Genomic DNA, 19,237 nt, shown 5'->3' with positions numbered 1-19,237 from the left:
GTTAGGCTCCTTTCTTCGGTTTAACGATCACCAGGTCGCCGTCAGACACGCGACGCAGGTAGTAGGCGGATTCCGGCACCTCGAACGCCTGCTCACCCTCGGGCGGCGTCTCGGTGATGTATTCGCGCGGCTTGTCTTCTTTCGGCACCTTGATGCCTTTTACAGCGAGCACTTTCATGGCTTCCCCTATGTCAGCGTTAAAACATCAGAAGCATCGGCAACGGCGTCACCGGGCTTCAAGTAATAGTTGATCCCGAGCTTCAGCCACATCGGGTCGGTCGGGTCTATCGGCTCGCGCGGCTTGGTCTCGATGAACTCGCAGTGCCATTCCCTGGCGAACACCGCCAACCCTTGGCCGTTCAGCTTGGTGTTAAACAGCGTGCGGATCGCACCCGGCTTTAACGGGGTGATCGCCAGACCGAGATCGCTACCCGCAAGCAGTAGGCTCACATCGTTCAGGATCTGGTAGACGCCGACCTCCTTGATCACGCCGCCCACCGTCAACCCCTTGCGCGTGGCACGCTCGCCGCGCACGTTGCGAGATCCGCACATCGTCACGAAGGTGGCCGGGGTCTTCCACTTGCCGCCCGCCGTCGCCATCTTGGTAGAGGCGCGGCAGCCGCCGAAGGTCACCCACACACCGGGGAACTTGCGGATCACCGTGCCCAGATCACCATCCAGCTCGCCGCCGTAGCTTTCCACGAACGGCAACTTATAGCCCAGCCCCGGCGTCGCGGAAGCGGCGGCTTCAATGCGGGCGATGATGGCGTCTTCGATCTCGGAGATCATCCGCGCTCACCCCTGCCGAACACCCGCCCGGTCGCTTCGGCGAACTGCACCGTGTTGGCCGGTTTCGCCACATTGTTCGCCGCGTCCAGCCCGAGGCCGATCTTCCCGCTGGCTACGTTCTCCAGAAACTTGATCGCATCCTTGTAGCGGTTGCGGATCTCTTCAGTCTCCGTCACGCCCGCCCCGCAAAGGCGGTAGCGGGCGATATCGCAGGCGAAGCCGCTGAGGATTCGCGGCACGCTGGCCAGCGGCAACTGGTGGCGAGGTGCCAGGTACGGGTCGATCTCGGCATCCGCCTCGGCCAACGCGCCATCGAGCACAACATCATCGACCACGCCAAGATTCTCGCGGTCGGTGAGCGCGATCACTTCGGGTTCACCGAAGCGGGCGAGCATGTTGGCTTTGGCGGCGTAGGTCATCGTGCGCTCAGCTTGCTGCGAAGTTCATAACCCATCAGCGGCCAGATCTTCTCGACCGCATTCTTGCGGGCGATCTTGCGGCCCAGCTCCGCGTCGAAGTTCTTCGGGCTGGCGCAGGCAGATACACCATCCACGGTAAAGCCGTTACGCAGGATCAGGACGCAGAAGGTCAGCAGCTCCAGCTCGTGCGGGCATTCGTGCACGGCAACCACGCATTTCCCGCCGTCCACATTGACGTGAGCGCCGGAAACGCCGTCGGCAGCAGTGAAATAATGTTCGCTGGCGATGTTCGCCTCGATGTCCGCAGGTGTGATGCGCGGCGCGGTGAGACCCTTGTCCTGGATCTCATGCTCGATCTGGTCGCGATTCATTACTCGGCCACCTCTTCGTCGACCTCGACCTCTTCGACTTCCAGCATGGACTCGCCCTTGATCTGCTCGATCTGCCCCTCGCTCAGTTCGGACAGCTTGACCGTCGATACCGATTTGCCCCAGGCACGCCCGCCACGGCGGAAGCCTTCCACGCTCGATATCACACTCAGCGCCGGGACCTTCCGGGCTGAGCTGGGTTTCTTGGCCGGTTCAGACTGTGCAGCAGCCTCAGCAGAACCCTGCTGGGTTGCGGCCCCTTCGGGAGATTTTCCCGCACCGTCATTCCGTGTGTTGGCATCGTCGCCTCCTTGGCTTTTCTTCGCCGCTTCTGCTGCAGCGGCTTCCCCGGCAGCCTTCTTTGCGGCGGCTGCTTTGGCTTCGGCAGCGGGTGTCGCTGCACCAGCCTTGGGTTTGTTCTTGTTCGACATATGTATCTCCTTGATCGTCTTCTGGCACGCCCCGCCCAGCACTCACGGCTGGGCGGTTAGCGTGGCCCTACGCTCGCGGGGTGTATTCCTTAAGCCGCACCGGTGCTGCCGTAAGACAACTGCCAGTAACCATACAGTCCGGTGGCGCGTGCTTCGGCACCGAACTTGTACTCGGCACGGTTGAACACGTCGTCGTTGTCTTCGCTAGTCTGCGAAACGAAGGTCGGTTTCTTGCGCATCTGGACGATGAACGGCTTCACCGATGCTTTCTTGGTGACATGCAGCATCCAGCCGGTGGCACTGGTCAGCGCCGGGTTGACCAGCACCGTTGCGGAACCCTTGTACGGGTTGGGCGAGTTGTCATCCAGCTTGTCCGCTTCGCACAGCGTGCGGGCAGTAGCTTCCAGGGCAGGCGGAACTTCCAGCGTGTCCGGGATCAGACGCAGCGGCATGCCTTCTTCGTCCTTGAAGCTCATGATCGCGGTGCGGGCTGCGCCATAGCTTGCCACTGCGGCAGCCTTGGTTGCGCAAGACAGCGCCATCGTGCCCTTGTTGCTCACGCTGGCATCTTTCACCGGGTGATCGGTGTCGTAGTAGAACTGACCGTCGAAGCAAGTTTCGGTGAACGCTTTGTTCTTCAGATCGTCGACGATGATGTCATGCAGTTCGGAGGCCGCTTCGCCAGCCTGCTGAGCCTGCGTGTTGTAGATGCCCAGGCGGTCGTCGTCGATGTGGTTGCGCTTGACCGCGATGGTGGTCTCCCAATCCTCGTTAACCTTGTAGTACTTGCCAGCCTTGAGGTTCTTGACCACCTTGTCGCCGAGCCACTTGCGCAGCTTCGGGAAGCGGCTGAGCCACATGTAATCTTCGCCCTCGGCATCGGACTGCACTTCCATCGCGGTGGCCTGCCAGTTGCCCGGCGCTGCTTTCAGCGTGTTGTTGAAGATGGTTTTCAGGCCGGTGAAGATGCTGGCCAGCGTATCTTTGTTGATGAGCATTTGTGTATCTCCTGGTTAAGGTAGGTTTACTGCACCCAGACGCCGTCAGCGTCCAAGCCCACGACGATGCCCGCAGCAGAGCGCGCACCAGCGCCGTTGGTGGCAGCAACGGTTTCGTCGTCCACGATGTAGCAGGCCTTGCCGAGACTGGCCTGAGTCACCGCATCCGCGCCGGAGTTCTTGAACTTGAACGCCTTGCCGCGACGGATCTGGACGTTCTTCGCACCGGCAGCACCGCCCGTGTTGTCCACGGTCTCTTCAAAGCGTCCCAGGTAGGTCAGCGTGGCGGCGACTGCGCCGGGCGTGGCGTAGCCAGTTGCATTTGCAGCGGCCAGACCGCCAGCGAATGCCTTGACGTTGGCAGCGATGGGTGCCGAGATCACCTCGCCATCCTGCATGTGTGTATCGCGTTCAGCTACTAAAGCCATGTCGTTCTCCTTGGTTGGTTGGTTAGTCGTCTTCGCCGGACAAAGTCTTGGCGTAATCGGCCGGATCGACGCCCAGCAACTTGCATGCTGCGAGCTGGGTTTCGTCGAGGCCGTTTGCATTAGCCGTGCCTTGTGGCTTCAGGCCTTTGGTCTGGGTGGATGTCAGTGCCGCCACACCCTGCGCGGTATCGATGTAGCCTTTCAGTGCATCCAGATCCTTCATGCCCAGATCGCGCGCCCACTTTTCTTGCGGCGGCAGCAGCTTGCCGGTCGACAGCGCGGCGGTGACCACCTCGCCGACTTCACGCTCGGTCTTCTCGCTGCGCAGCGCTGCCAGTTCGGTCTGAAGCGCCTGCATGGTGTCCACCGGTACAAACTTGGCAGGATCTGGCGATGCAGACTTCAGCGCGGCGACTTCGGTGCCGAGCGAGGCGACCAGGTTGTCGACACGGAAGCCGGCAGCGGCAGTTGCTTCCGGCGCGGCTGTCTTGATCTTGTCGACGGCTTTCTTCAGTTCCGCGAGGATCTCTTCGGCGGTTGCCAGCGTCGGCATGTTGAAAAACCAGCGCAGCTGTTCGAGCAGTTCATCCATTCCATTCTCCTTTGAGGTTGATTCGTCCAACATGAAACTGGCGGCGGCACGGGACAGCACTTCGTCCATGCCGTCGATGCAAGCGGTATTGGTGAGGGCGGCACTGATGATGCCTTTGATGCGACCGGTGACCTTCTCGTAGAGGATCACCGGCGAGATGTACTTGTATTCGTCGGCGTCGATGAAGCCCTGGGCGCGAGGCGTCCAACGGGATTTAACGAACAGACCGACACCTTCTTCCCAGCGCAGTGCAGCACCGGAGAACCAGCCAGCAGCAGGAGCAGGCTGGCCGTTCTTTTCGGCGAGCAGGGTCTGGTGTTCGTAGTCGATGACGAATTCATTCTGGCGCGCAGAGCAGAATGCGATCACATCCTGGGCAGCCTGCGCATCCATCACCCAGTGCGGCGCATCCTTCGGGCGGCCATCGTTGCCACGGAAGACGCCTGCGGGTGTGAGCTGGATCTCGCCTGCAGCATTCATCGCCACCGAACAGGCGGCGACGGCGAAACCAAGAGCAGGGGATTTGGGTTTGCGTTTCATGGTTGCCATTCTGGAGATGGCAGCCATGTGAGTTTAGGCGGAAGAGCTTCCGGCAGAGATTCTCAGGGGGCTTTTTTAAACTACCACCCCCGCCCGAAAATTGCAAAGAATCGACGCAAGCCGGAAAGTGCATCCGAAGTCGGCCAAAAAAACGCCCACCGAGGCCGTTAGACCCCCGTTAAAAACGGCGCGCTTGATTTTTGGCTATATCGGGACGCCCTGCGGGGCGAAAAACGCCACAGCGGCGTTTTTCTGGAAGCGGGAAAAATGGGGTCAGTTGCCGATGATCCTGGACAGGTAATCGTTGGCCAGCCCGAGGACGGCTTGTTCGGCTTCGGGTTGCAGATTGCCCTGGGTGTCCATCGGCAGGTATGGGCGCGGCTCGATCACCTTGTTTGGGATCATGCTGCGCGGACTGGTTGTTCCACCGAGCTGCTGCATGGCCGCATATTTCTTGTTGCTGCCCACTGTGGCGCTGGTGGCATCGCTGCTAGCGCTGATCGATGCGACCAATCCGCCTGCGCTGATTTGCAGCATTCTACCGGGCCACGTTCCGCGCTTGGTGCGCATCGCAATGGTGGACGGCTTCAGCCCCATCCACTTCGGCCGCCCCTCTGCCGCGAAGTTATCCTCGGTCTGCGTCGCAAACTCGTTGGAGATCGAAGCCATCAAGGGCGAGGCGTCCACCATCGCATGCTCAGCCTGCGCCAGCATATCCATCACCGACTTGCTTTTGAACTCCAGCTCAAACATCACTCACCCAGCTTCTTCGCCGCATCTGCCGCCAGCTTGTCCAGCTGCTGGGCTTGCTGCGCAGGGTTGTAGCTCCAGCCTGCGTCCGGCGCGAACAGCTTATCCTTGCCGTCCACCTTGATGCGCAGCGCCTTCACCTGGGCGGTGGTGCCGTCCTTCATCTGGATCTCGTGATCGATCAGCCGGTCGGCGGAAGACTCGACCGTGCGGCCTTGGCCTTCGACCGCAGCAGCGGTGAGCGGGCTGACGCGGCAACGGCAATTGAAGCCGTTGGGCGGGAAGTGCGAACCCCACAGTGCGTCGTCGTAGCGGAACACGCGGCCATTCATGGCGCGATGCGTGGGTCGGGTGCGGCCATCCAGCACGGCGACGTACTGCCAGTACGGGTGGCTGCCGGTGCTGGCCATCATCTGGTTATAACGCCCGGCCATGTAGGCGGTCTGCAGGTTGGTCTGGTAGATGGTGCGCAGGCGGCGCGGGCTGCCCAGCTGCACGATGCTGGCCTCGCCGGTGCTGGTGTTGACGTGTTCCGTCTTGCCCCACCAGCCCTTGGCCTGCAGGATGGGCGTTAAATTCTTCTTGAATTCCTGGAAGGTGGTGCCGTTGTTTAACGCATCGTCCACCGCGCTGCGGATGTCGAGCAGGATATCGGTGCGCATCACCTTGGCGACGGTGAAAGACTTCGCCTGCGCCTCCTGCCACAGCTCGCGCCAATCCCAGGTGAGCACGTAACCCTTGGACTCGAAGTACTCGACGGCTTTTTCAGGAGGCAGGCCGAATACCAGGGAGAGGTCAGGCTTGCTCATCTTGCACGCTCAACCGCCCCCAGACTTCGGCCACGAACATGGCGCGCGCCAGCGTCTCTTCCAGCTGCTGCGTGTTCATGCTGGGGAAGATCCCGGACAGCGCGTCATGCACCTCGGCGTAGTCGGCAGAGGCGGCGATCATCTCTATCACCGGCTTAAGGGCGGCGGCTGCTTGCCCCTGCAGCAGATCCGGCGCGATGGAGTCAATCATCGCATCGAGCGCGGTCTGGTCGGGGAAAGCATCGTCCGCACCGCCAGCTTTGAGCGCGGCAAATTTGAGCGCACCCTTGATGGGTTCTGGCTTTGCCACTCCCAGCACCGCTGCGCCTTCCTCGGCCTGTGGAATACCAGCACGCTCGTGTGCCCACTCAACCGGGATGCGCATGCCGATACTGGCCAGCTTGGGCAGTGACTCTGCCAGCACGCCGAGATCCTCGGAATCGTCGAACATGAACTTGAAGCGCGGCAGGCGGCGGCGGTCGTCCACGCCGCCCTTGTTCAGCGATAGCAGCGGATAGACCAGATCGCGCGTGAGCGTACCGGCCAGCTGGATCGCGTCCGACACCATCAGATCGTGGCGCACCTCGTTGTGCACGTTGCCCAGGGCATTGGTGCTGCTCTTGCCGTCCGCTTGGCTGGTGAGGGTGCCGCCCAGAATGGCCTTGCTCTGGCTCTTCTCGCACCACTCGACCATCGCCATGAACGGACCTTCGCTGCCCTTGGCCGCTTCCGTGAATTCAATCGCCATGCCCTCCGGGATGATGCCAGCGGCATCGTGGCCGATGCTCATCACTGCGCGCAACAGCGTGGACTTCTCATCGTCGGACGCGCCAGACTGATACTTGCCCAGGCGCAGAGGCAGGCCGTAGATCTCCAGAAACTCGGCCAGATCGCCCACCGAGTAGTTCTTGAACAGGTAAGGCCATGACAGCGTGCGGTGCAGGCCGCAGCGGGCGATATAGCCGCTCTTGGCCTTGTGCGTGTGGGTGATCCAGCCGAACGGCTGCAGCGCCTGGCCGCCCAACGAATTGTCGCGCAGGCGGATCTCGGTTCTGGTCTCCATGTCGGTCTGGAACCAGCTTTGCGGGCGATGGGTGATCTCCTTCGGCAGCCACTCGCTGCCGAGCAGCTCCCACTCGATCTCCTGGCAACTGAAGCCGTGGCCTATGCCGTCCAACGCATCCAGGATCACATCCTCGAAGTTAGGCACGTCCTGCAGCAGCTCCTTGGCGTAACCGGCCAGCTTGCGCTCGGTTGCGCTGGCATTGCGTGGCGGCACGATATCCCAATCCACCGTGAGCAGAGCGCGCTTGCGCTTGCCCATCTCGGCGAAGATGTGGGTGTCCTTCTCTTCCATGTCCAGGAACAGATCGTGCTGCGCCCGTGTGTCGCCTTGCTCTGCGGCATCGAGGATGCGCGCCAGCTTGAGTGGCGTTAAACCGCGTGACGGGTGGCTGGCGAATTCACGGTGCAGCTGCGCCAGCTTCGAGGTCTGCGGCTCGACCAGCTCCGCCCGCTTGATAGGGTTGCCCGATGCGTCGAGGATTCTTGATGTGGTTACCATGCTTTCCTTCCTCCGTCGTTGTCGCGGCGGCTTTCGCCTGCGCCTTGATATTCGATCCTGTTGCTGCCCGATATGGCCGCCATCCACAGCATATGAACCATGTCCGGGCCGTCGTCGTGGTCAGCCTTGGGGAAGTGGCGGAACTGATCGATCAGTGTGGTCTGGCTCGGGTGCAGCCGGATCAGGCTGTTTGCCATGTGCGGCTGCAGCGTCTCGATGCGCAGCAGCTTGTCGGTGTGCGGCTGGATGCCTCGCGCCGGTACTGGGATGCCGCGCGCTGCGCTGCGTTTCACCAGCTCTGTCTTCAGGAACTCCTGGAATTGCACCGTCTCGATAACCCACAGCACGCAGTGATACTCGGCCTGCATGGCGATGATGTCTTCGATGATCCTGTCCGGCAGGCGTTTCTTGATCGCGGCCTCGACGATGTCCAGTACGCCGGTGTGGCGATTGAAGCCGCCGATGCCGATGGCAGACGGGTCACGCGATGCACCGGCCTTGCCCAGGGAAGGGTCGCACGCGCCGTAGAACACCCACTCCTTCAGGCGGTTCACCCAGAAGTTGATGCTGTTGGCAAACGGCGCATCATCACCGGACACAGGATCGTTCTGCTGTTCGCTGTCGAAGGCTGCGCGGCCATCGCGGGCGCGCTTCACCATCAGCTTGTACAGCGGTTGGCCTTCCGGCCAGCACACCACGGCACCGGCATCCATCTCCAGCTTGTTCGCCTGGTAGAACGCCAGGGCGACTTCGGGGCCGAGGTTCAACAGCGCCTCTTCCCACTTTTCCCACAGGTGCATGTTGTCCGGCCAGCGCTCGATGGACTTGAACTTCTTCGATGTCCACAGCGGGTTCTTGAGCAGGCGCGACAGCACCGAGTCGTAATGCAGGATGGTGCCGATGATGATCACATCCATCGAATCGTCAGCAGCGCCCAGGGACAGCACAGTCTTCTTCAGCCAGTTCTCCAGCTTGTCGCGCTGGTCCGGGCTGCGCACGTTCTCATCGTTCTCCAGATCGTCGCCGATCACCAGATCGGGACGGTGCGGGCCGTGGCGCAGGCCGCGCATACGCTTGCCGCTGCCGAACGCCTGCACCTTGGCATCGTTGGCTGTGACGATGGTGCCGACCTGCCACACACGCCCGCCGCCGCTGGCTTCGGGAAAATCCATCGCCAGGCGCGGATTGAATGCCAGCTCCGCCTTGATCGCCTCCAGCATCGTGGCCGCCTGGTCCAGTGCGTCCATCACGATCACCGGGTAGTGCTTGCGCCCGGTGACGATGCACCACAGCACGAAGATCTGCGTGACGATGGTGGACTTGGCGTTACCGCGCGGGGCCGCGATGGCTTCGTGATCTCCTTCGCCGTTGTCTACGATCTCGGGCAGGCGGGCGTACAGGTAGGTGTGCAGCTCCGCGTCTGCTGACTTGATGTAGTGCGGAAAGTAGGTGCGGGCAAAGAAGCGGAAGTCATTCAATGCCCGCGCACGGCGCTCAGTCAGCGCAGCCGGATCGGGATCGAAGCCGTCAACCTCGGCCTCGATCTGGATGCGGAACTCCTGGGCGAGCTTGCCGATCTCGTCTAAAAAGGCTTTGCGCGATAGGCTAGCCATACGCCTTTGCCAGTTCGTCCGCGAACGGCTCCAGCACCTCGATCAATGCCGATGCGTGCTTGGGGTGTTTAGTGCGCGTGAATTCGGCCAGCCGTTTAACGACATCCGTCGCCACCGCCAGCTTGTCCGTCTCCGGCATCATCTTGCGGCTGGCGGCCATCAGCTTGTTGTAGGCATCGGCGAGGCTGGCCAGCATGTCCACCTTGGTGGCGGGCGACATGTCATCCGCATCCTGAATAGCCTGCACGGTGGCCTGCACCTGCTGCACAACGATGCCCAGCGTCTGGCGCACCACGTCTTCGATGCCTCCGCCAGCGATCATCTGCGCGGCGCGTGCCTTGTCCCAGTCGTCGCCCATATCTTTGCCTGCGCGCTTCCAGTTGCGCACGGTCGCATAGGGCACGCCTTCCTTGGCTGCGGCAGCCTCAAGTGCGAGCTGATCAAAGACATAAGCCGCGCGAACGGCGCGGCGGGCATCATCACCGTGTGCCATTGGTTTCTCCCGGCGATGGGCGGCGCACGCCCGGCGTTTGGCTGCGGCCCAGCGCCACATCCTCACCGCGTGCGGTCAGCCGCACGGCATCCAGCTCCAGCGGCTCGACCAGCTCCATCTCGGCCAGCCAGGCGATCTCGGAGGCCATCTTGTCCGCGCTGGTGACGTAGCCGGTCATTTCGACCTGGTGTCGCAGGGCAGCGCGGTTGAGGGTGTAGCCGGGCGCGAAGTACAGCGCCAGCAGGATAGCGAGGCGGCGTGAGGCGGCGATCTCTTCGGCGTAGGTCACTGTTTACCTCCATTCAGCAGGTATCGATGCAAGGTTTCGAGCAGTGTGCGCACGCCAGAAAACTGGCCAGTTAATTCGCTGATGTCGTTGCTGACACCGTTTATCTTTTCATGGAGGTCGGCCAGATCGTCATGGGTTGGGGATTTCTTGGCGTTGGCTTCCAGATAGGAAATGCGCTCGTTGTAGTGCGGCGCTTTACCTTCGAGGTCTTCTTCCATCCGCTTGAAGCGTGCATCCATCGTCTGCTCGCGCTGTTTGCGCAGCTCGTCCTGAGTGGCAAAGCGCGCATCCAGGCTATCTTTGAATTGCTTGGCCAGCAGCTTTCCAAACGCCCAGATCATGGTGGCGAAGGTGACAACAATCGCCGCCAACGCACTAATCAACTGCCAGAATTCAATTTGCAACATTTATCGCTCCTTACCCATAAATTCGTTCCGCTCCTGGCACTCGATGCAGAACTGCACGCCCGGTACCGCATTGCGTCGATCTTCCGGGATGCGCTCTCCGCAGCCCGCTGCCTTGCACCACTTTGCCGACTCGCGCGTCGGCTCGGGCTGGATGGCCGCCTGCTGCCGCGCCTCCCACTCGTTCAGCTCCAGTTCTTGCGCTCTATCTTCCGGTCTCACTTACCAGCCCCCATGCCAATCAACAGGTCGACTAGTTCGTCGTGTCGCTTTCGGTCTTCCCCGCAGAGGTCGGCGTTTTCGCGGACGTTCTCAAGGACGTGTCGAGGCGTAACGGAACCGGCTGCGACGACTTCTGCAGCAGCTCCTGCGGAATCGCCTTGATCGCTTTCGATCCTCCAGGCGGCGTTGTACATGCCGACAAAAGTGCCACTAAGCAGCACATCGCCAGCCTGCTGGCACTGCGCGAGATTCGAGTCTTGTTCATGGTTCAGCCTTTCTTGCCAGTTGCGGTAGTAGATGCGCGCGCGGCGTTTCCATTCGATAGCGTTTGCTGCGGCCTGATGTCCTAGCGCCACAGCTTCGAGGAACAGCTTGTCATCGACGCGCTTCTGCTTCAGCTCCAGCGCGTCTCGGCGGTTGGATTCGTATTTCAGACCGGCGACCACACCGAAAGCGATGCACGCGATCACCAGCAGCAGTAAGGCTAGCGCGCGTCCTTGCCAGGGGATGGGGTTCAATTGCATACGATCTCGCCTCCCCAGCTCGCATAGGTGGGCTGCCACTTGATGAGGATCACGCGGGGATAGCCCCGGTTCTCGGCGAAGTTGGCAGCAGAGCGGCCAGCGTTAAAAAGCTCGACCATGCTGAACCAGCGCCTGCGGTCGTGGCCGTTCTTGGCGGCCAGAGATTGATCGCGGTACACCCAGCCCAGCCCGCCGTTGTAGGCGGAGAGCGTCATGGCGGCGCGGTCGCAGGGCGTGGCGGCATCGATCTGCTGCCACAGGTGCCGGTCGTAGGTGACCATCGCGCGCAGCGCCCAGCCAGTGTTGTACGGCTGCGGCTCACCCAGCTTGTACGCGCCGGAGATCCACGTGGCCGTTTGCGGCATGAACTGGGCGATTCCCTGGGCACCCACCACGCTCTGCGCGTTGGCGCGCCAGCGGCTCTCCTGGTGGATCTGCGCGCCGAACATGGCGACGGGCGCATCCATGCCCCACACGGCGCGGGCATGGCGCGTCAGATCGCGCTGGTGGCGTGCTGCATCGCGCGGCACGTCGGCCAGCGCCAGCATAGGCAACAGCATCAGCGCCACGACGGCGACCAGTGCGATGCGGGCATGTTTACGCGAGAGGCGCATCAAACACCCAGGCTCATGGCCAGCATGGCGCAGCCGATGATGATGGCGCGGCGCTGCATGGCGGCGGCGATCAACTGGTGCGCCTTCGTGTCGATGAAGCTCTGATTGTCCGGGCGGGCATACGGAAACAGCGAGCGGTCGATCCAGTAGCCCAGCACGGCGGCCGTGGTGATGAGCGACAGCTTGTAGAGGCTGACGGGCAGTTGCTGCGGTGCCAGCACGTAGATGATGATGGTCAACAGGATCGTGATGACGATCCAGTCTGTCATGCGGGGTAAGTTCTTCACGCCTTCCTCCATTTGATCGGTTGTAGAACGCACGCAGATTGCTCGACGGTGTAATGCCCCACCGGACGCTTGGTGCATGAGCCGTAGTAGTTCATGCGCGAGTCGGTATGGCGTGTCCACTCGGCACAACTGCCGCAGGTGTTATTGGTGTTCACAGTCGCGCAGGTTACGCGCGCGCGCGAAGCCAACTAAGGCGGAAGCGTTTCCGCAAAAGAAAAGGGCGACCGAAGCCGCCCTTGTGTGATTGGTGTTTGACTGTCGCTAGTCGCCGTAGATCTGCTTTGCCAATCTGCGTGCCTGTTTGTCGGCCACGCTTTGTTGATCCGTAGTCAGCTGGCCGCAGTAGACTTTGACGTTGCCGATGTCGCCATCGTGGATCTTCTCGCTGCCGGACAGCAGGATCAGTTTGTACCAGGCACAGCCCAGCGTTGGGTTCTGGCTGCTGGCCGCGCCGGAGCCAGTAGCCAAGGTGTAGGCCAGATTGCGCTGCGCCTGGTAATCGCCTTTCATGGCCTTTTCACGCAGCGCATCTACATCAAGCGCCAGCGCTGGAAGGCTCAATAACAGAATTACCGTAGCGAGGGCGCGCCTCATCTCAGTATCTCCGCTTCGTGTAGCTGACCACCTTGCCGTTCTTCACGTCGACCATGTCGAACATGGTCTGGTAGGTCTCGATCACGCCGTCCTTGCTGACGGTCTCGGTGACATAGGCCGCACCGCTGCATTCTTGCAGGCGGGCGATGGTCATGCCGACGCGGATCGCGCCGAAGTCTTTGCCGCACTTGCGCTTCTGGGCTGCTTCTTCACGGTCCTGCTCTTTCAGGGCCGCGTCCTGCCGTTTCTTCAGCACGGCTTGCTCTTCAGCAAACTCACGCTCCAGCTGCTGCGTGCGGGTTTCTTCAGCCCATGCGCTACCAACAAACATCACCAGCACCACCACGATCAGCTTCTTCATGTTGCTCTCCCTTCGTTTTAACGGATGCACTCTAAAACAACCCGGCCTGCCTGTCATCCACCACGTCGCCCACGATGTTGCGGATGTGGCGCACGGTGTAGCCGTATCTGCTTGCCAGCACCTCTTGTGTGGTGTCGAGGATTTCCTTGCGGATCTGGCGGTATAGCAGATCCTTGACGGCGCGCTCGCACTTGGCGATCTCGATAGTATCTCCGCCATATTCGGCCACAAGGTCGGTGAAGGCTTGGATGCCGATCAGACGGTTCAGGTAGTGGTCTGGCGTGACTTTTACCGGCACATACACTGGCGCAAGGCCGCCATGCGTTTTCACCATCGCCAGCACAGCAGGCAGACCGATGGTCTTCGCCAGCCACTGCATGGAGGTTGGCAGCAGATGCAGGTCGTCGTCGGTCAGGTTCACTTTGCCTGCTCCTTGCTCTTCCTGGTGCGCTCCAGCACCCCGGCCAGCAGCCACAGCTGGCCTTCGTCCATCATCTCCAGCTTGCGCTCTATGCCTGTCTGGCGATGCGCTGCGCCCTCGGCATATGCCTTGCCCACGCCCATGCTCTTGCACACCATGCAGATCTTGCGCAGCAGCGGCTGGCGATCCGGGGCGGCGGCGTCGATGAACTTCCACTCATTGGCCTTCTTCACCGGCTTCCAGCCGCAGGCGCGGAGGTGGTCCAGCACCTTGCTGCGGCCCGCCTGGTCCAGATCGGCGGATGACTTCACGCGCGCAACAGCCCACAGGATGTCGCGGTAGGTGTCATCCGACATGGCGAGGTCGCGCTTCGCGGCGTGGATCGCGGCGAGGTCTCGGCGGCGCTGGTCGGTGGGGTAGCGTTTGGCCATGTCAGTAGCCGATCTTCACCAGCTCGATGCTGGTGCAGGTTTTGCGGATGTGGCGGCAGAAGGATGTTGGGTTCGTCCAGTAGGGCAGCCAGTGCGAGTGCGTCCGTGCTGCATCAGCTGCATATTTAGCGCGCTCCTCCTTCGTCCAAACCCTGTTCTTACTCGCTTTGAGCAACCAGTCTCGGTACTTTCCTTTGAAGGCGAACCGTTTTTTCTCCTGGTGGAACTTCAGCGGGATCTCGCTCTTCTCTTCGTTGAAAATCCATTCACCCAAGGTGACTCCGTCCACATAGACGGCGATCCCCAGCTTCAGCGGGCTGACGTTCACGATAGCCGCATTGATCTTGTAGCCATCACACACCAGCTCAACGCGCCCCCACGAACCGCTGAGTTGCTTCTCGATCTCTTCCCACTGTTCTTTGCTCACTGCCATGTCGTTAAACCCCCTCGGTCAGGCTCATTAGAAATTCGTCTGTGATCGGGTATTCAACATGCCCGACAGTGGCCTTCCGGACGCCGTTCTTGCTCACCACGATGCTGGGTTCAAGGTAGTCAATCTCGAATCTCCAAACGTGATTGCTGTTGGTATCGTGCAGCTCCAGCTGGGCAGTCTTCACAATCGTCTTAAGCATGTTCGTCTCCGTTAAACCGTCTCTCGCAACCCGCTATCTCTAACGGGCTGCGGGCGAAGTTTTAAGCCACCGCGTCCTTCAGTGCCTTGGCGGCGGAGAAGTGCGGCTTAGTCTTGGCTGGGATATCCATCTCAGCGCCGGTCGCCGGGTTGCGGCCTTTGCGTGCTGCGCTCTTCTTCACGGTCAGCTTGCCGAGACCCGGCAGCGTGACTTCGTTGCCAGCCTTCAGCTCTGCCGACGCCACTTTTGCCAGTTCGTCCAGAACAGCCTTGACCGTGGTCTTGCTGGTGCTGTTGTTCGGGGCGTTTGCTGCGATTGCGTTGATCAGTTCAGCTTGGTTCATTTGATACTCCTTGTAGTTAACGGTAAGTCTGAAACATGGGCGGGTAATACGAACCACGGCGCGCCCCTTAGCCGTGGCTCTTTAACAACGATTCATCGACTTCAAAGAATCCCAGCCGCCCCTTCATCGGCACGAACGGAAGAGGCTGAGGATCGCGCAGCACGAAGCCGAATTGCCCGTTAAACCACGGTGAGTCCGAAGTGGTCACACAGTCCACAATCTCGACAGACCCGACGATTCCACCTCGCGCCAGCAGATTGTGGGGCGGTAGTTCGATCACACGGCCTTGGCTTGCCCACAGAGGGTCGTAGCCATTGTCGTAATCGTCGCGCGTCATACCCTTGGCTGCGTGGATCAACACTCGCCCACGCACTTTTGTTGGCCAGCAGCGGTTCTCGATGTCCTTTCCGCTATTGAGGATGTGGAACACCCAGGGCTGGCGGATGCTGAGCGCTTTCATGGCTTACTCGTCCCGATGAACGCGCAGGAACGCTGGTGCGTCCGGCAGCTCACCTGTTTCTGTGTCAAGCGCACCCAGCACGTCCGCCAGCATCATGCAGTGGTTGGACATATCAACCAGCGCCTTGATGGAGTTCTCTCCCTTGTGAGGGAACAGCGATTGCTCAATGTGGCGCGCGGCGGTGCACACGTTCACGGTCAGATCGATGTCGGTCTTTTTCTTCCAGCCTTGCCCCTTGTCCGCGTCCTTTGCGCGCAGGCGGGATTCCATCAGCAGGGCGAAGGCCAATACCTCGGGGCGCAGCTCCTGGACGACAAATTTCATCGGCTCGTTCATTGCTCTTCCCCCTCTACGATCTCGCAGCCGATCTCGATCAGGCCCAACGCCCAAAAGACCACGACCAGGCAGATGGCGAACACGGCGGCCAGCCCTATTGCGGTGAAGATGTTCATGCTGCCTCCGCTTCGCTTGCGCCCTTGAGCAGGGCGCTGACGATCTTGTCCACGTCGCTGGTCGGATCGCTGATGAAGGCCATGTCGCTGTCTGCGGTGACGGTGACGCCGATCTTCTTGAGCTGCCCGGCTTCCAGGTTGTTCATGGCTTCCTTGGATGGCTTCTCGGTGGTCACGATCAGCACGTCGGCCAGATCCGGCAGGTGCTTGCGGATGAGCTTGAGCACCTGGTCTTCGTCGGCGAAGCTGATGCGGCCTTTCTCTTTCTTGAAGCCCAGCTTGATGCCGTGCAGCACTGCCGACTTGGGCTTTTTGAACAGCTCAGAAGATTCGCTCACCAGCGCCAGCAGCTCGTCGCCGGTCTCGGTGGCAGTGGCCACGGCTTCGCGCAGCTTCTTCAGGCGCTTCTGCTTGACGGCCTCGATCTCGGCGTTGAGCAGTGTCACGTGGTTGGTCAGGGCCAAGCGCGCTGCGGCGTGTGCCTTGGCTTTGGTTTCGATCTCTTGCATGGTTGCCATGTGTGTCTCCTTGGTTAAGTGGGTAGATGAAGCTGTCCGAGCAGATCGGGCAGCGGGATACGGCGCAGCTTGGCTTCGAGGCCGAGGCTGAGCATGGCGCGGTTGCGCAGGAATTCGCAGGTCTGCGTCAGCTCTTCCGACGTGGCGGCGATGTAGTAGCCGTGCTTCGGCGTGCCGCAGATGGCGTGGCCTTCGTCGCGCAGATCGCTCACCAGGGTGCGGACGTGGCGCTCTGGTGTGCCGAGCTGCTCTGCGAGCTGCTTGACGCCGATGCCGTTGCCCTTGCCGATGTGGCGGCTGAGCAGGTTGAGAAGCTGATCACTGGTTGCCATAGTTGCCTCCGTGGCTGGTTGAATGCCTGAACGTCTTGGTGAAAGCCTTGTTGATGCTGTGCCCGCGATACATCAGCACGCTGCCCAGCAGCGCGCGGTCGTGGTGGCTGTGGCTAGCTTGGCGCAGCAGGCCGAAGTAGCTGTTGGCGGTCTCGAACAGTTCGTTGGCTGGGACCTGCTTCACGCGGCTCAGCGCCTCGTTGTAGGTGCGGCGGCGGGTTGTTCTATGCCACGGCTTGATCACCTGGCCGACGAAGTCCACACCGCGATCCACAGGCTGCAGGATTGTTTTAACGGGGTTCAGGCGCAGGCCGAGGTGCAGCGGCAGCCACGTCTCGATGTCGGAACGGGCGGCGCACAGCCACATGGGCGATTCATGCAGCAACACCATGTCGTCCACATAGCGCACATAGTGGCGGCAGCGCAGGTCGTGCTTGATGTGCTGGTCCAGCGCGTCCAGCAGGACGTTGGCGAAGAACTGGGATGACAGGTTGCCGATGGGCAGGCCGATGTGTCCGGGCTGGCTGGTAAGGCGCTTGTGTGGCGGAACGCGCCGCAGCAGATATGGATCGCCGCGCAGCTCAAAGTCTTGGCGCGGATCGTGGAACAGCACCAGCTCGGCCAGTTCCATCCACCAGCCGTCGATACGCTTGGCCAGCAGGCCGCGCACGACGTGCTTGTCGATGCTGACGAAGAAGTTGGCGAGATCCAGCTTTAGATAGTGCGCTGGCTTGCTCCAGTTCTGGGTAATGCTGCGGATCTTCGCTTCCAGACGCTGGGCACCGTACAAGGTGCCGCGCCCAGGGATGCAGGCGCAGCTATCGGCGATGAATCCGGCATAAAAGCGGGGCGAGATTCGGTTGTAGAGCAGGTGGTGGACGATGCGGTCGCGGAACTCAGCAGCCCACACCTCACGTGGCTTTGGCCGTGTGATGACGAAGCAGATGCTCTTGCCGGGCTGGTATGTGCCGTTGCGCAGCTCATCGTTCAAGCGGCACAGGTTGCGTTCCAGATTTGTCTCGAAGGCAAGCGCGCTGGCGCTGTTGCGCTTGGTGCGGCGGCAGTCCAGATAGGCTTGCACCAAATCTTCGAAAGAAAAGTCAGCATGGTGGCGCGATGGTTGAGCTGCGGACGGCCACAGCACGGCACTTGTTGTTGGTGTTGTTCCAGTTCTGGTTTCCATTGTTGAAGTTCTGATACCAGGCGGAACCTGCCGAACGCTGCGGTTTATCGTGCTATCTACGTCGCCCCGCCGACTGTCGCGATCAGTCAGCAGGGAAACTGCGCCAGACCTGCCCTGGGTATCTAGCCCGGCGGTATCTGCGATGCGCATGGCGGTGGCCTGTTTGGCCAGCGGCACGACCAGATCAACTTTTCGCACAGTCGTCATGGCCTTGACCCTGACGAAGCGGGCGACATTGCGTATTTGCGCCATCCCCCAGCCTGCTTGCCGACCTTGTCGGTCAACGCGATGGCCTTGGCGTACTGGCCCGTCGAGATGAGCACTTTGTCGCGCGACAGGCGCAACAGCAGCTCGGCAACCTGCAACCGCTCGATCAATGCGTCGAGATGCGGCGTCTTCTCTCTCGCGCAGTTGGCGCGGAAGATGAGCGTCACGATCTCTACGCACTCATCCCGCAGCTTGCCGCCTATGCTTTGCTTGAAGTCGCGCGGCATATTGCGTGCAAGGTCGGTGATGGCGTCGAGCAGGTCGTAGGCCACTTTGTAGATGGGCAGTTCTGAGGTGATTGCCATGCTGAATAAATGAATTATTGAATCGTTAAATGGCTACAGATCTGCGGACGGCCACAGCACGGCACTTGCCGTCGGTGAAGACCCAGTACTGGGTTCCATCGTCGAAGCCCTGAAACCAGGCGGAACCTGCCGAACGCTGTTCGCCAGACCAGTACCAGTTCGGTGTGAATGCCTCCGGCGAATTGGCGAACAGCAGGGCCTGTTCACGGCGCGTCGGCAGCTCGCCGCCTGTGTCAGTGGCGAATTTGCGGGCATCGTCCCAGTTCACGGCTTGCGCTTCGCCGGGACGCAGGATGATGTGCTGATCGGGATCACCGTTCTTGCCGAGCAGCAGCCCGGCGTACTGTTCTCCCGCTTGGAGCAGGGTTTCCAGAAATTCTTTCTTTGCGTTGCTCATTGAAACCTCCTAATTGATGAATGCTGAATCGTTAAATGGCTACGCTGCGGACGGCCACAGCACGGCACTTGCTGCTGGTGTTGCTCCAGTCCTGGCCTCCACTGAGGAAGGTCTGATACCAGGCGGAACCTGCCGAACGCTTCTCGCAAGACCAGTACCAGTCCTTCTGGAAATGCTCAGGAAGGTGCTTGTAGAGCATGGCTTGCTGGACGCGGTCAGGCAGGGTTCCACCGATGGATTTGGCCCAATCCATCTGGGTCTGCCAGTCGGCATCGTCGTTGTCGCCGGGCAGCAGGATGGTGTGGTTGCCAGTGCCGTCCGGGTTGATGATGGCTCCGGCGTAGGTCTCGCCTTTGTTGAGCTGCGGGAGGGGGAAGCGGGTTTGTACGGTTGCTTGGTTCATCTGA

At 61.0% G+C, this 19,237-nt stretch carries 34 protein-coding genes; all 34 read right to left on the bottom strand.

Annotation, left to right across the window (positions count from 1 at the left end):
* Position 1 precedes the first annotated feature (1 nt).
* The 34 genes from SLIT_RS15485 to SLIT_RS01000 all read right to left on the bottom strand — a co-directional run bounded on the left by SLIT_RS15485 (position 2) and on the right by SLIT_RS01000 (position 19,233).
* Positions 2 to 178, bottom strand: a complete 177-nt coding sequence (locus tag SLIT_RS15485) for a DUF2635 domain-containing protein (protein WP_013028375.1) — start codon at positions 176 to 178, stop codon at positions 2 to 4.
* An 8-nt stretch (positions 179 to 186) separates the two neighbouring features.
* A complete protein-coding gene (locus SLIT_RS01155) occupies positions 187 to 789 on the bottom strand; it encodes a DUF1834 family protein (RefSeq protein WP_013028374.1) in 603 nt (200 codons plus the stop codon).
* Complete coding sequence (locus SLIT_RS01150; protein ID WP_013028373.1) at positions 786 to 1,208, bottom strand: gp436 family protein; 423 nt, start codon at positions 1,206 to 1,208, stop codon at positions 786 to 788. Before SLIT_RS01150 ends, SLIT_RS01155 begins: the two co-directional genes overlap by 4 nt.
* Positions 1,205 to 1,579, bottom strand: coding sequence for a Gp49 family protein (locus tag SLIT_RS01145; protein ID WP_013028372.1), 375 nt, complete (start codon positions 1,577 to 1,579; stop codon positions 1,205 to 1,207). The genes SLIT_RS01150 and SLIT_RS01145 overlap by 4 nt, the downstream gene beginning before the upstream one ends.
* Positions 1,579 to 2,007 carry an HI1506-related protein gene (locus tag SLIT_RS01140; protein ID WP_013028371.1) on the bottom strand — a complete coding sequence of 143 codons (429 nt, stop codon included), beginning with the start codon at positions 2,005 to 2,007 and terminating at the stop codon, positions 1,579 to 1,581. Before SLIT_RS01140 ends, SLIT_RS01145 begins: the two co-directional genes overlap by 1 nt.
* 89 nt (positions 2,008 to 2,096) lie before the next feature.
* Positions 2,097 to 3,005 (bottom strand): Mu-like prophage major head subunit gpT family protein, encoded by a 909-nt coding sequence (locus tag SLIT_RS01135; protein ID WP_013028370.1) that lies wholly within the window; start codon positions 3,003 to 3,005, stop codon positions 2,097 to 2,099.
* Positions 3,006 to 3,031: 26 nt separating this feature from the next.
* The gene (locus tag SLIT_RS01130) at positions 3,032 to 3,433 is read right to left on the bottom strand and encodes a hypothetical protein (protein WP_013028369.1); all 402 of its coding nucleotides are present in this window, start codon (positions 3,431 to 3,433) and stop codon (positions 3,032 to 3,034) included.
* 22 nt (positions 3,434 to 3,455) lie between these two features.
* Positions 3,456 to 4,565 carry a phage protease gene (locus tag SLIT_RS01125; RefSeq protein WP_190272142.1) on the bottom strand — a complete coding sequence of 370 codons (1,110 nt, stop codon included), beginning with the start codon at positions 4,563 to 4,565 and terminating at the stop codon, positions 3,456 to 3,458.
* Between the two features lie 273 nt (positions 4,566 to 4,838).
* Positions 4,839 to 5,318 (bottom strand): phage virion morphogenesis protein, encoded by a 480-nt coding sequence (locus SLIT_RS01120; RefSeq protein ID WP_013028367.1) that lies wholly within the window; start codon positions 5,316 to 5,318, stop codon positions 4,839 to 4,841.
* Positions 5,318 to 6,124, bottom strand: a complete 807-nt coding sequence (locus SLIT_RS01115; protein WP_013028366.1) for a phage head morphogenesis protein — start codon at positions 6,122 to 6,124, stop codon at positions 5,318 to 5,320. The genes SLIT_RS01120 and SLIT_RS01115 overlap by 1 nt, the downstream gene beginning before the upstream one ends.
* Positions 6,111 to 7,688 carry a DUF935 domain-containing protein gene (locus SLIT_RS01110; RefSeq protein ID WP_013028365.1) on the bottom strand — a complete coding sequence of 526 codons (1,578 nt, stop codon included), beginning with the start codon at positions 7,686 to 7,688 and terminating at the stop codon, positions 6,111 to 6,113. Before SLIT_RS01110 ends, SLIT_RS01115 begins: the two co-directional genes overlap by 14 nt.
* On the bottom strand, positions 7,682 to 9,301 hold the full coding sequence (terL, locus tag SLIT_RS01105; protein ID WP_013028364.1) for a phage terminase large subunit: 1,620 nt from the start codon (positions 9,299 to 9,301) through the stop codon (positions 7,682 to 7,684). The genes SLIT_RS01110 and terL overlap by 7 nt, the downstream gene beginning before the upstream one ends.
* Positions 9,294 to 9,794, bottom strand: coding sequence for a DUF1804 family protein (locus tag SLIT_RS01100; RefSeq protein WP_013028363.1), 501 nt, complete (start codon positions 9,792 to 9,794; stop codon positions 9,294 to 9,296). Before SLIT_RS01100 ends, terL begins: the two co-directional genes overlap by 8 nt.
* A complete protein-coding gene (locus tag SLIT_RS01095) occupies positions 9,781 to 10,083 on the bottom strand; it encodes a VpaChn25_0724 family phage protein (protein WP_013028362.1) in 303 nt (100 codons plus the stop codon). The genes SLIT_RS01100 and SLIT_RS01095 overlap by 14 nt, the downstream gene beginning before the upstream one ends.
* Complete coding sequence (locus SLIT_RS01090) at positions 10,080 to 10,490, bottom strand: DUF2730 family protein (RefSeq protein WP_013028361.1); 411 nt, start codon at positions 10,488 to 10,490, stop codon at positions 10,080 to 10,082. Before SLIT_RS01090 ends, SLIT_RS01095 begins: the two co-directional genes overlap by 4 nt.
* Entirely contained in the window at positions 10,491 to 10,709 is a 219-nt protein-coding gene (locus SLIT_RS01085; RefSeq protein ID WP_013028360.1) for a TraR/DksA C4-type zinc finger protein, read from the bottom strand.
* Positions 10,706 to 11,233, bottom strand: a complete 528-nt coding sequence (locus tag SLIT_RS01080) for a hypothetical protein (RefSeq protein WP_013028359.1) — start codon at positions 11,231 to 11,233, stop codon at positions 10,706 to 10,708. Before SLIT_RS01080 ends, SLIT_RS01085 begins: the two co-directional genes overlap by 4 nt.
* Positions 11,224 to 11,847, bottom strand: coding sequence for a transglycosylase SLT domain-containing protein (locus SLIT_RS01075; RefSeq protein ID WP_013028358.1), 624 nt, complete (start codon positions 11,845 to 11,847; stop codon positions 11,224 to 11,226). Before SLIT_RS01075 ends, SLIT_RS01080 begins: the two co-directional genes overlap by 10 nt.
* Positions 11,847 to 12,134, bottom strand: coding sequence for a putative holin (locus SLIT_RS01070; RefSeq protein ID WP_013028357.1), 288 nt, complete (start codon positions 12,132 to 12,134; stop codon positions 11,847 to 11,849). The genes SLIT_RS01075 and SLIT_RS01070 overlap by 1 nt, the downstream gene beginning before the upstream one ends.
* A gap of 261 nt (positions 12,135 to 12,395) precedes the next feature.
* The gene (locus SLIT_RS01065) at positions 12,396 to 12,728 is read right to left on the bottom strand and encodes a hypothetical protein (protein ID WP_013028356.1); all 333 of its coding nucleotides are present in this window, start codon (positions 12,726 to 12,728) and stop codon (positions 12,396 to 12,398) included.
* A gap of 1 nt (position 12,729) precedes the next feature.
* Positions 12,730 to 13,089 (bottom strand): hypothetical protein, encoded by a 360-nt coding sequence (locus SLIT_RS01060; protein ID WP_013028355.1) that lies wholly within the window; start codon positions 13,087 to 13,089, stop codon positions 12,730 to 12,732.
* 31 nt (positions 13,090 to 13,120) lie between these two features.
* Positions 13,121 to 13,510, bottom strand: coding sequence for a Mor transcription activator family protein (locus SLIT_RS14990; protein WP_013028354.1), 390 nt, complete (start codon positions 13,508 to 13,510; stop codon positions 13,121 to 13,123).
* A complete protein-coding gene (locus tag SLIT_RS14985; protein WP_013028353.1) occupies positions 13,507 to 13,941 on the bottom strand; it encodes a regulatory protein GemA in 435 nt (144 codons plus the stop codon). Before SLIT_RS14985 ends, SLIT_RS14990 begins: the two co-directional genes overlap by 4 nt.
* Position 13,942: 1 nt before the next feature.
* Positions 13,943 to 14,374, bottom strand: coding sequence for a hypothetical protein (locus SLIT_RS01050; protein ID WP_013028352.1), 432 nt, complete (start codon positions 14,372 to 14,374; stop codon positions 13,943 to 13,945).
* 4 nt (positions 14,375 to 14,378) lie between these two features.
* Positions 14,379 to 14,573: a hypothetical protein gene (locus SLIT_RS01045; RefSeq protein ID WP_013028351.1), complete on the bottom strand. Its 195-nt coding sequence runs from the start codon at positions 14,571 to 14,573 to the stop codon at positions 14,379 to 14,381.
* 61 nt (positions 14,574 to 14,634) lie between these two features.
* A complete protein-coding gene (locus SLIT_RS01040; protein ID WP_013028350.1) occupies positions 14,635 to 14,916 on the bottom strand; it encodes an HU family DNA-binding protein in 282 nt (93 codons plus the stop codon).
* A gap of 67 nt (positions 14,917 to 14,983) precedes the next feature.
* Positions 14,984 to 15,376 carry an ASCH domain-containing protein gene (locus SLIT_RS01035; protein ID WP_013028349.1) on the bottom strand — a complete coding sequence of 131 codons (393 nt, stop codon included), beginning with the start codon at positions 15,374 to 15,376 and terminating at the stop codon, positions 14,984 to 14,986.
* Positions 15,377 to 15,379: 3 nt separating this feature from the next.
* Positions 15,380 to 15,712 (bottom strand): hypothetical protein, encoded by a 333-nt coding sequence (locus SLIT_RS01030; RefSeq protein WP_013028348.1) that lies wholly within the window; start codon positions 15,710 to 15,712, stop codon positions 15,380 to 15,382.
* 112 nt (positions 15,713 to 15,824) lie between these two features.
* The gene (locus SLIT_RS14980; RefSeq protein ID WP_013028346.1) at positions 15,825 to 16,346 is read right to left on the bottom strand and encodes a host-nuclease inhibitor Gam family protein; all 522 of its coding nucleotides are present in this window, start codon (positions 16,344 to 16,346) and stop codon (positions 15,825 to 15,827) included.
* Between the two features lie 14 nt (positions 16,347 to 16,360).
* Complete coding sequence (locus SLIT_RS01020) at positions 16,361 to 16,678, bottom strand: hypothetical protein (protein ID WP_013028345.1); 318 nt, start codon at positions 16,676 to 16,678, stop codon at positions 16,361 to 16,363.
* Positions 16,665 to 18,113, bottom strand: coding sequence for an RNA-directed DNA polymerase (locus SLIT_RS01015; protein ID WP_223293809.1), 1,449 nt, complete (start codon positions 18,111 to 18,113; stop codon positions 16,665 to 16,667). Before SLIT_RS01015 ends, SLIT_RS01020 begins: the two co-directional genes overlap by 14 nt.
* Complete coding sequence (locus SLIT_RS01010; protein ID WP_013028343.1) at positions 18,065 to 18,433, bottom strand: four helix bundle protein; 369 nt, start codon at positions 18,431 to 18,433, stop codon at positions 18,065 to 18,067. The genes SLIT_RS01015 and SLIT_RS01010 overlap by 49 nt, the downstream gene beginning before the upstream one ends.
* Before the next feature lie 25 nt (positions 18,434 to 18,458).
* Positions 18,459 to 18,830: an Lcl C-terminal domain-containing protein gene (locus tag SLIT_RS01005; protein ID WP_013028342.1), complete on the bottom strand. Its 372-nt coding sequence runs from the start codon at positions 18,828 to 18,830 to the stop codon at positions 18,459 to 18,461.
* Between the two features lie 31 nt (positions 18,831 to 18,861).
* Complete coding sequence (locus tag SLIT_RS01000) at positions 18,862 to 19,233, bottom strand: hypothetical protein (protein ID WP_013028341.1); 372 nt, start codon at positions 19,231 to 19,233, stop codon at positions 18,862 to 18,864.
* Positions 19,234 to 19,237 lie beyond the last annotated feature (4 nt).

Origin of the sequence: Sideroxydans lithotrophicus ES-1 (genome assembly GCF_000025705.1) — a bacterium.
Taxonomy (GTDB): Bacteria; Pseudomonadota; Gammaproteobacteria; order Burkholderiales; family Gallionellaceae; genus Sideroxyarcus; species Sideroxyarcus lithotrophicus.
This window is presented reverse-complemented; position numbering and strand designations above follow the sequence as displayed.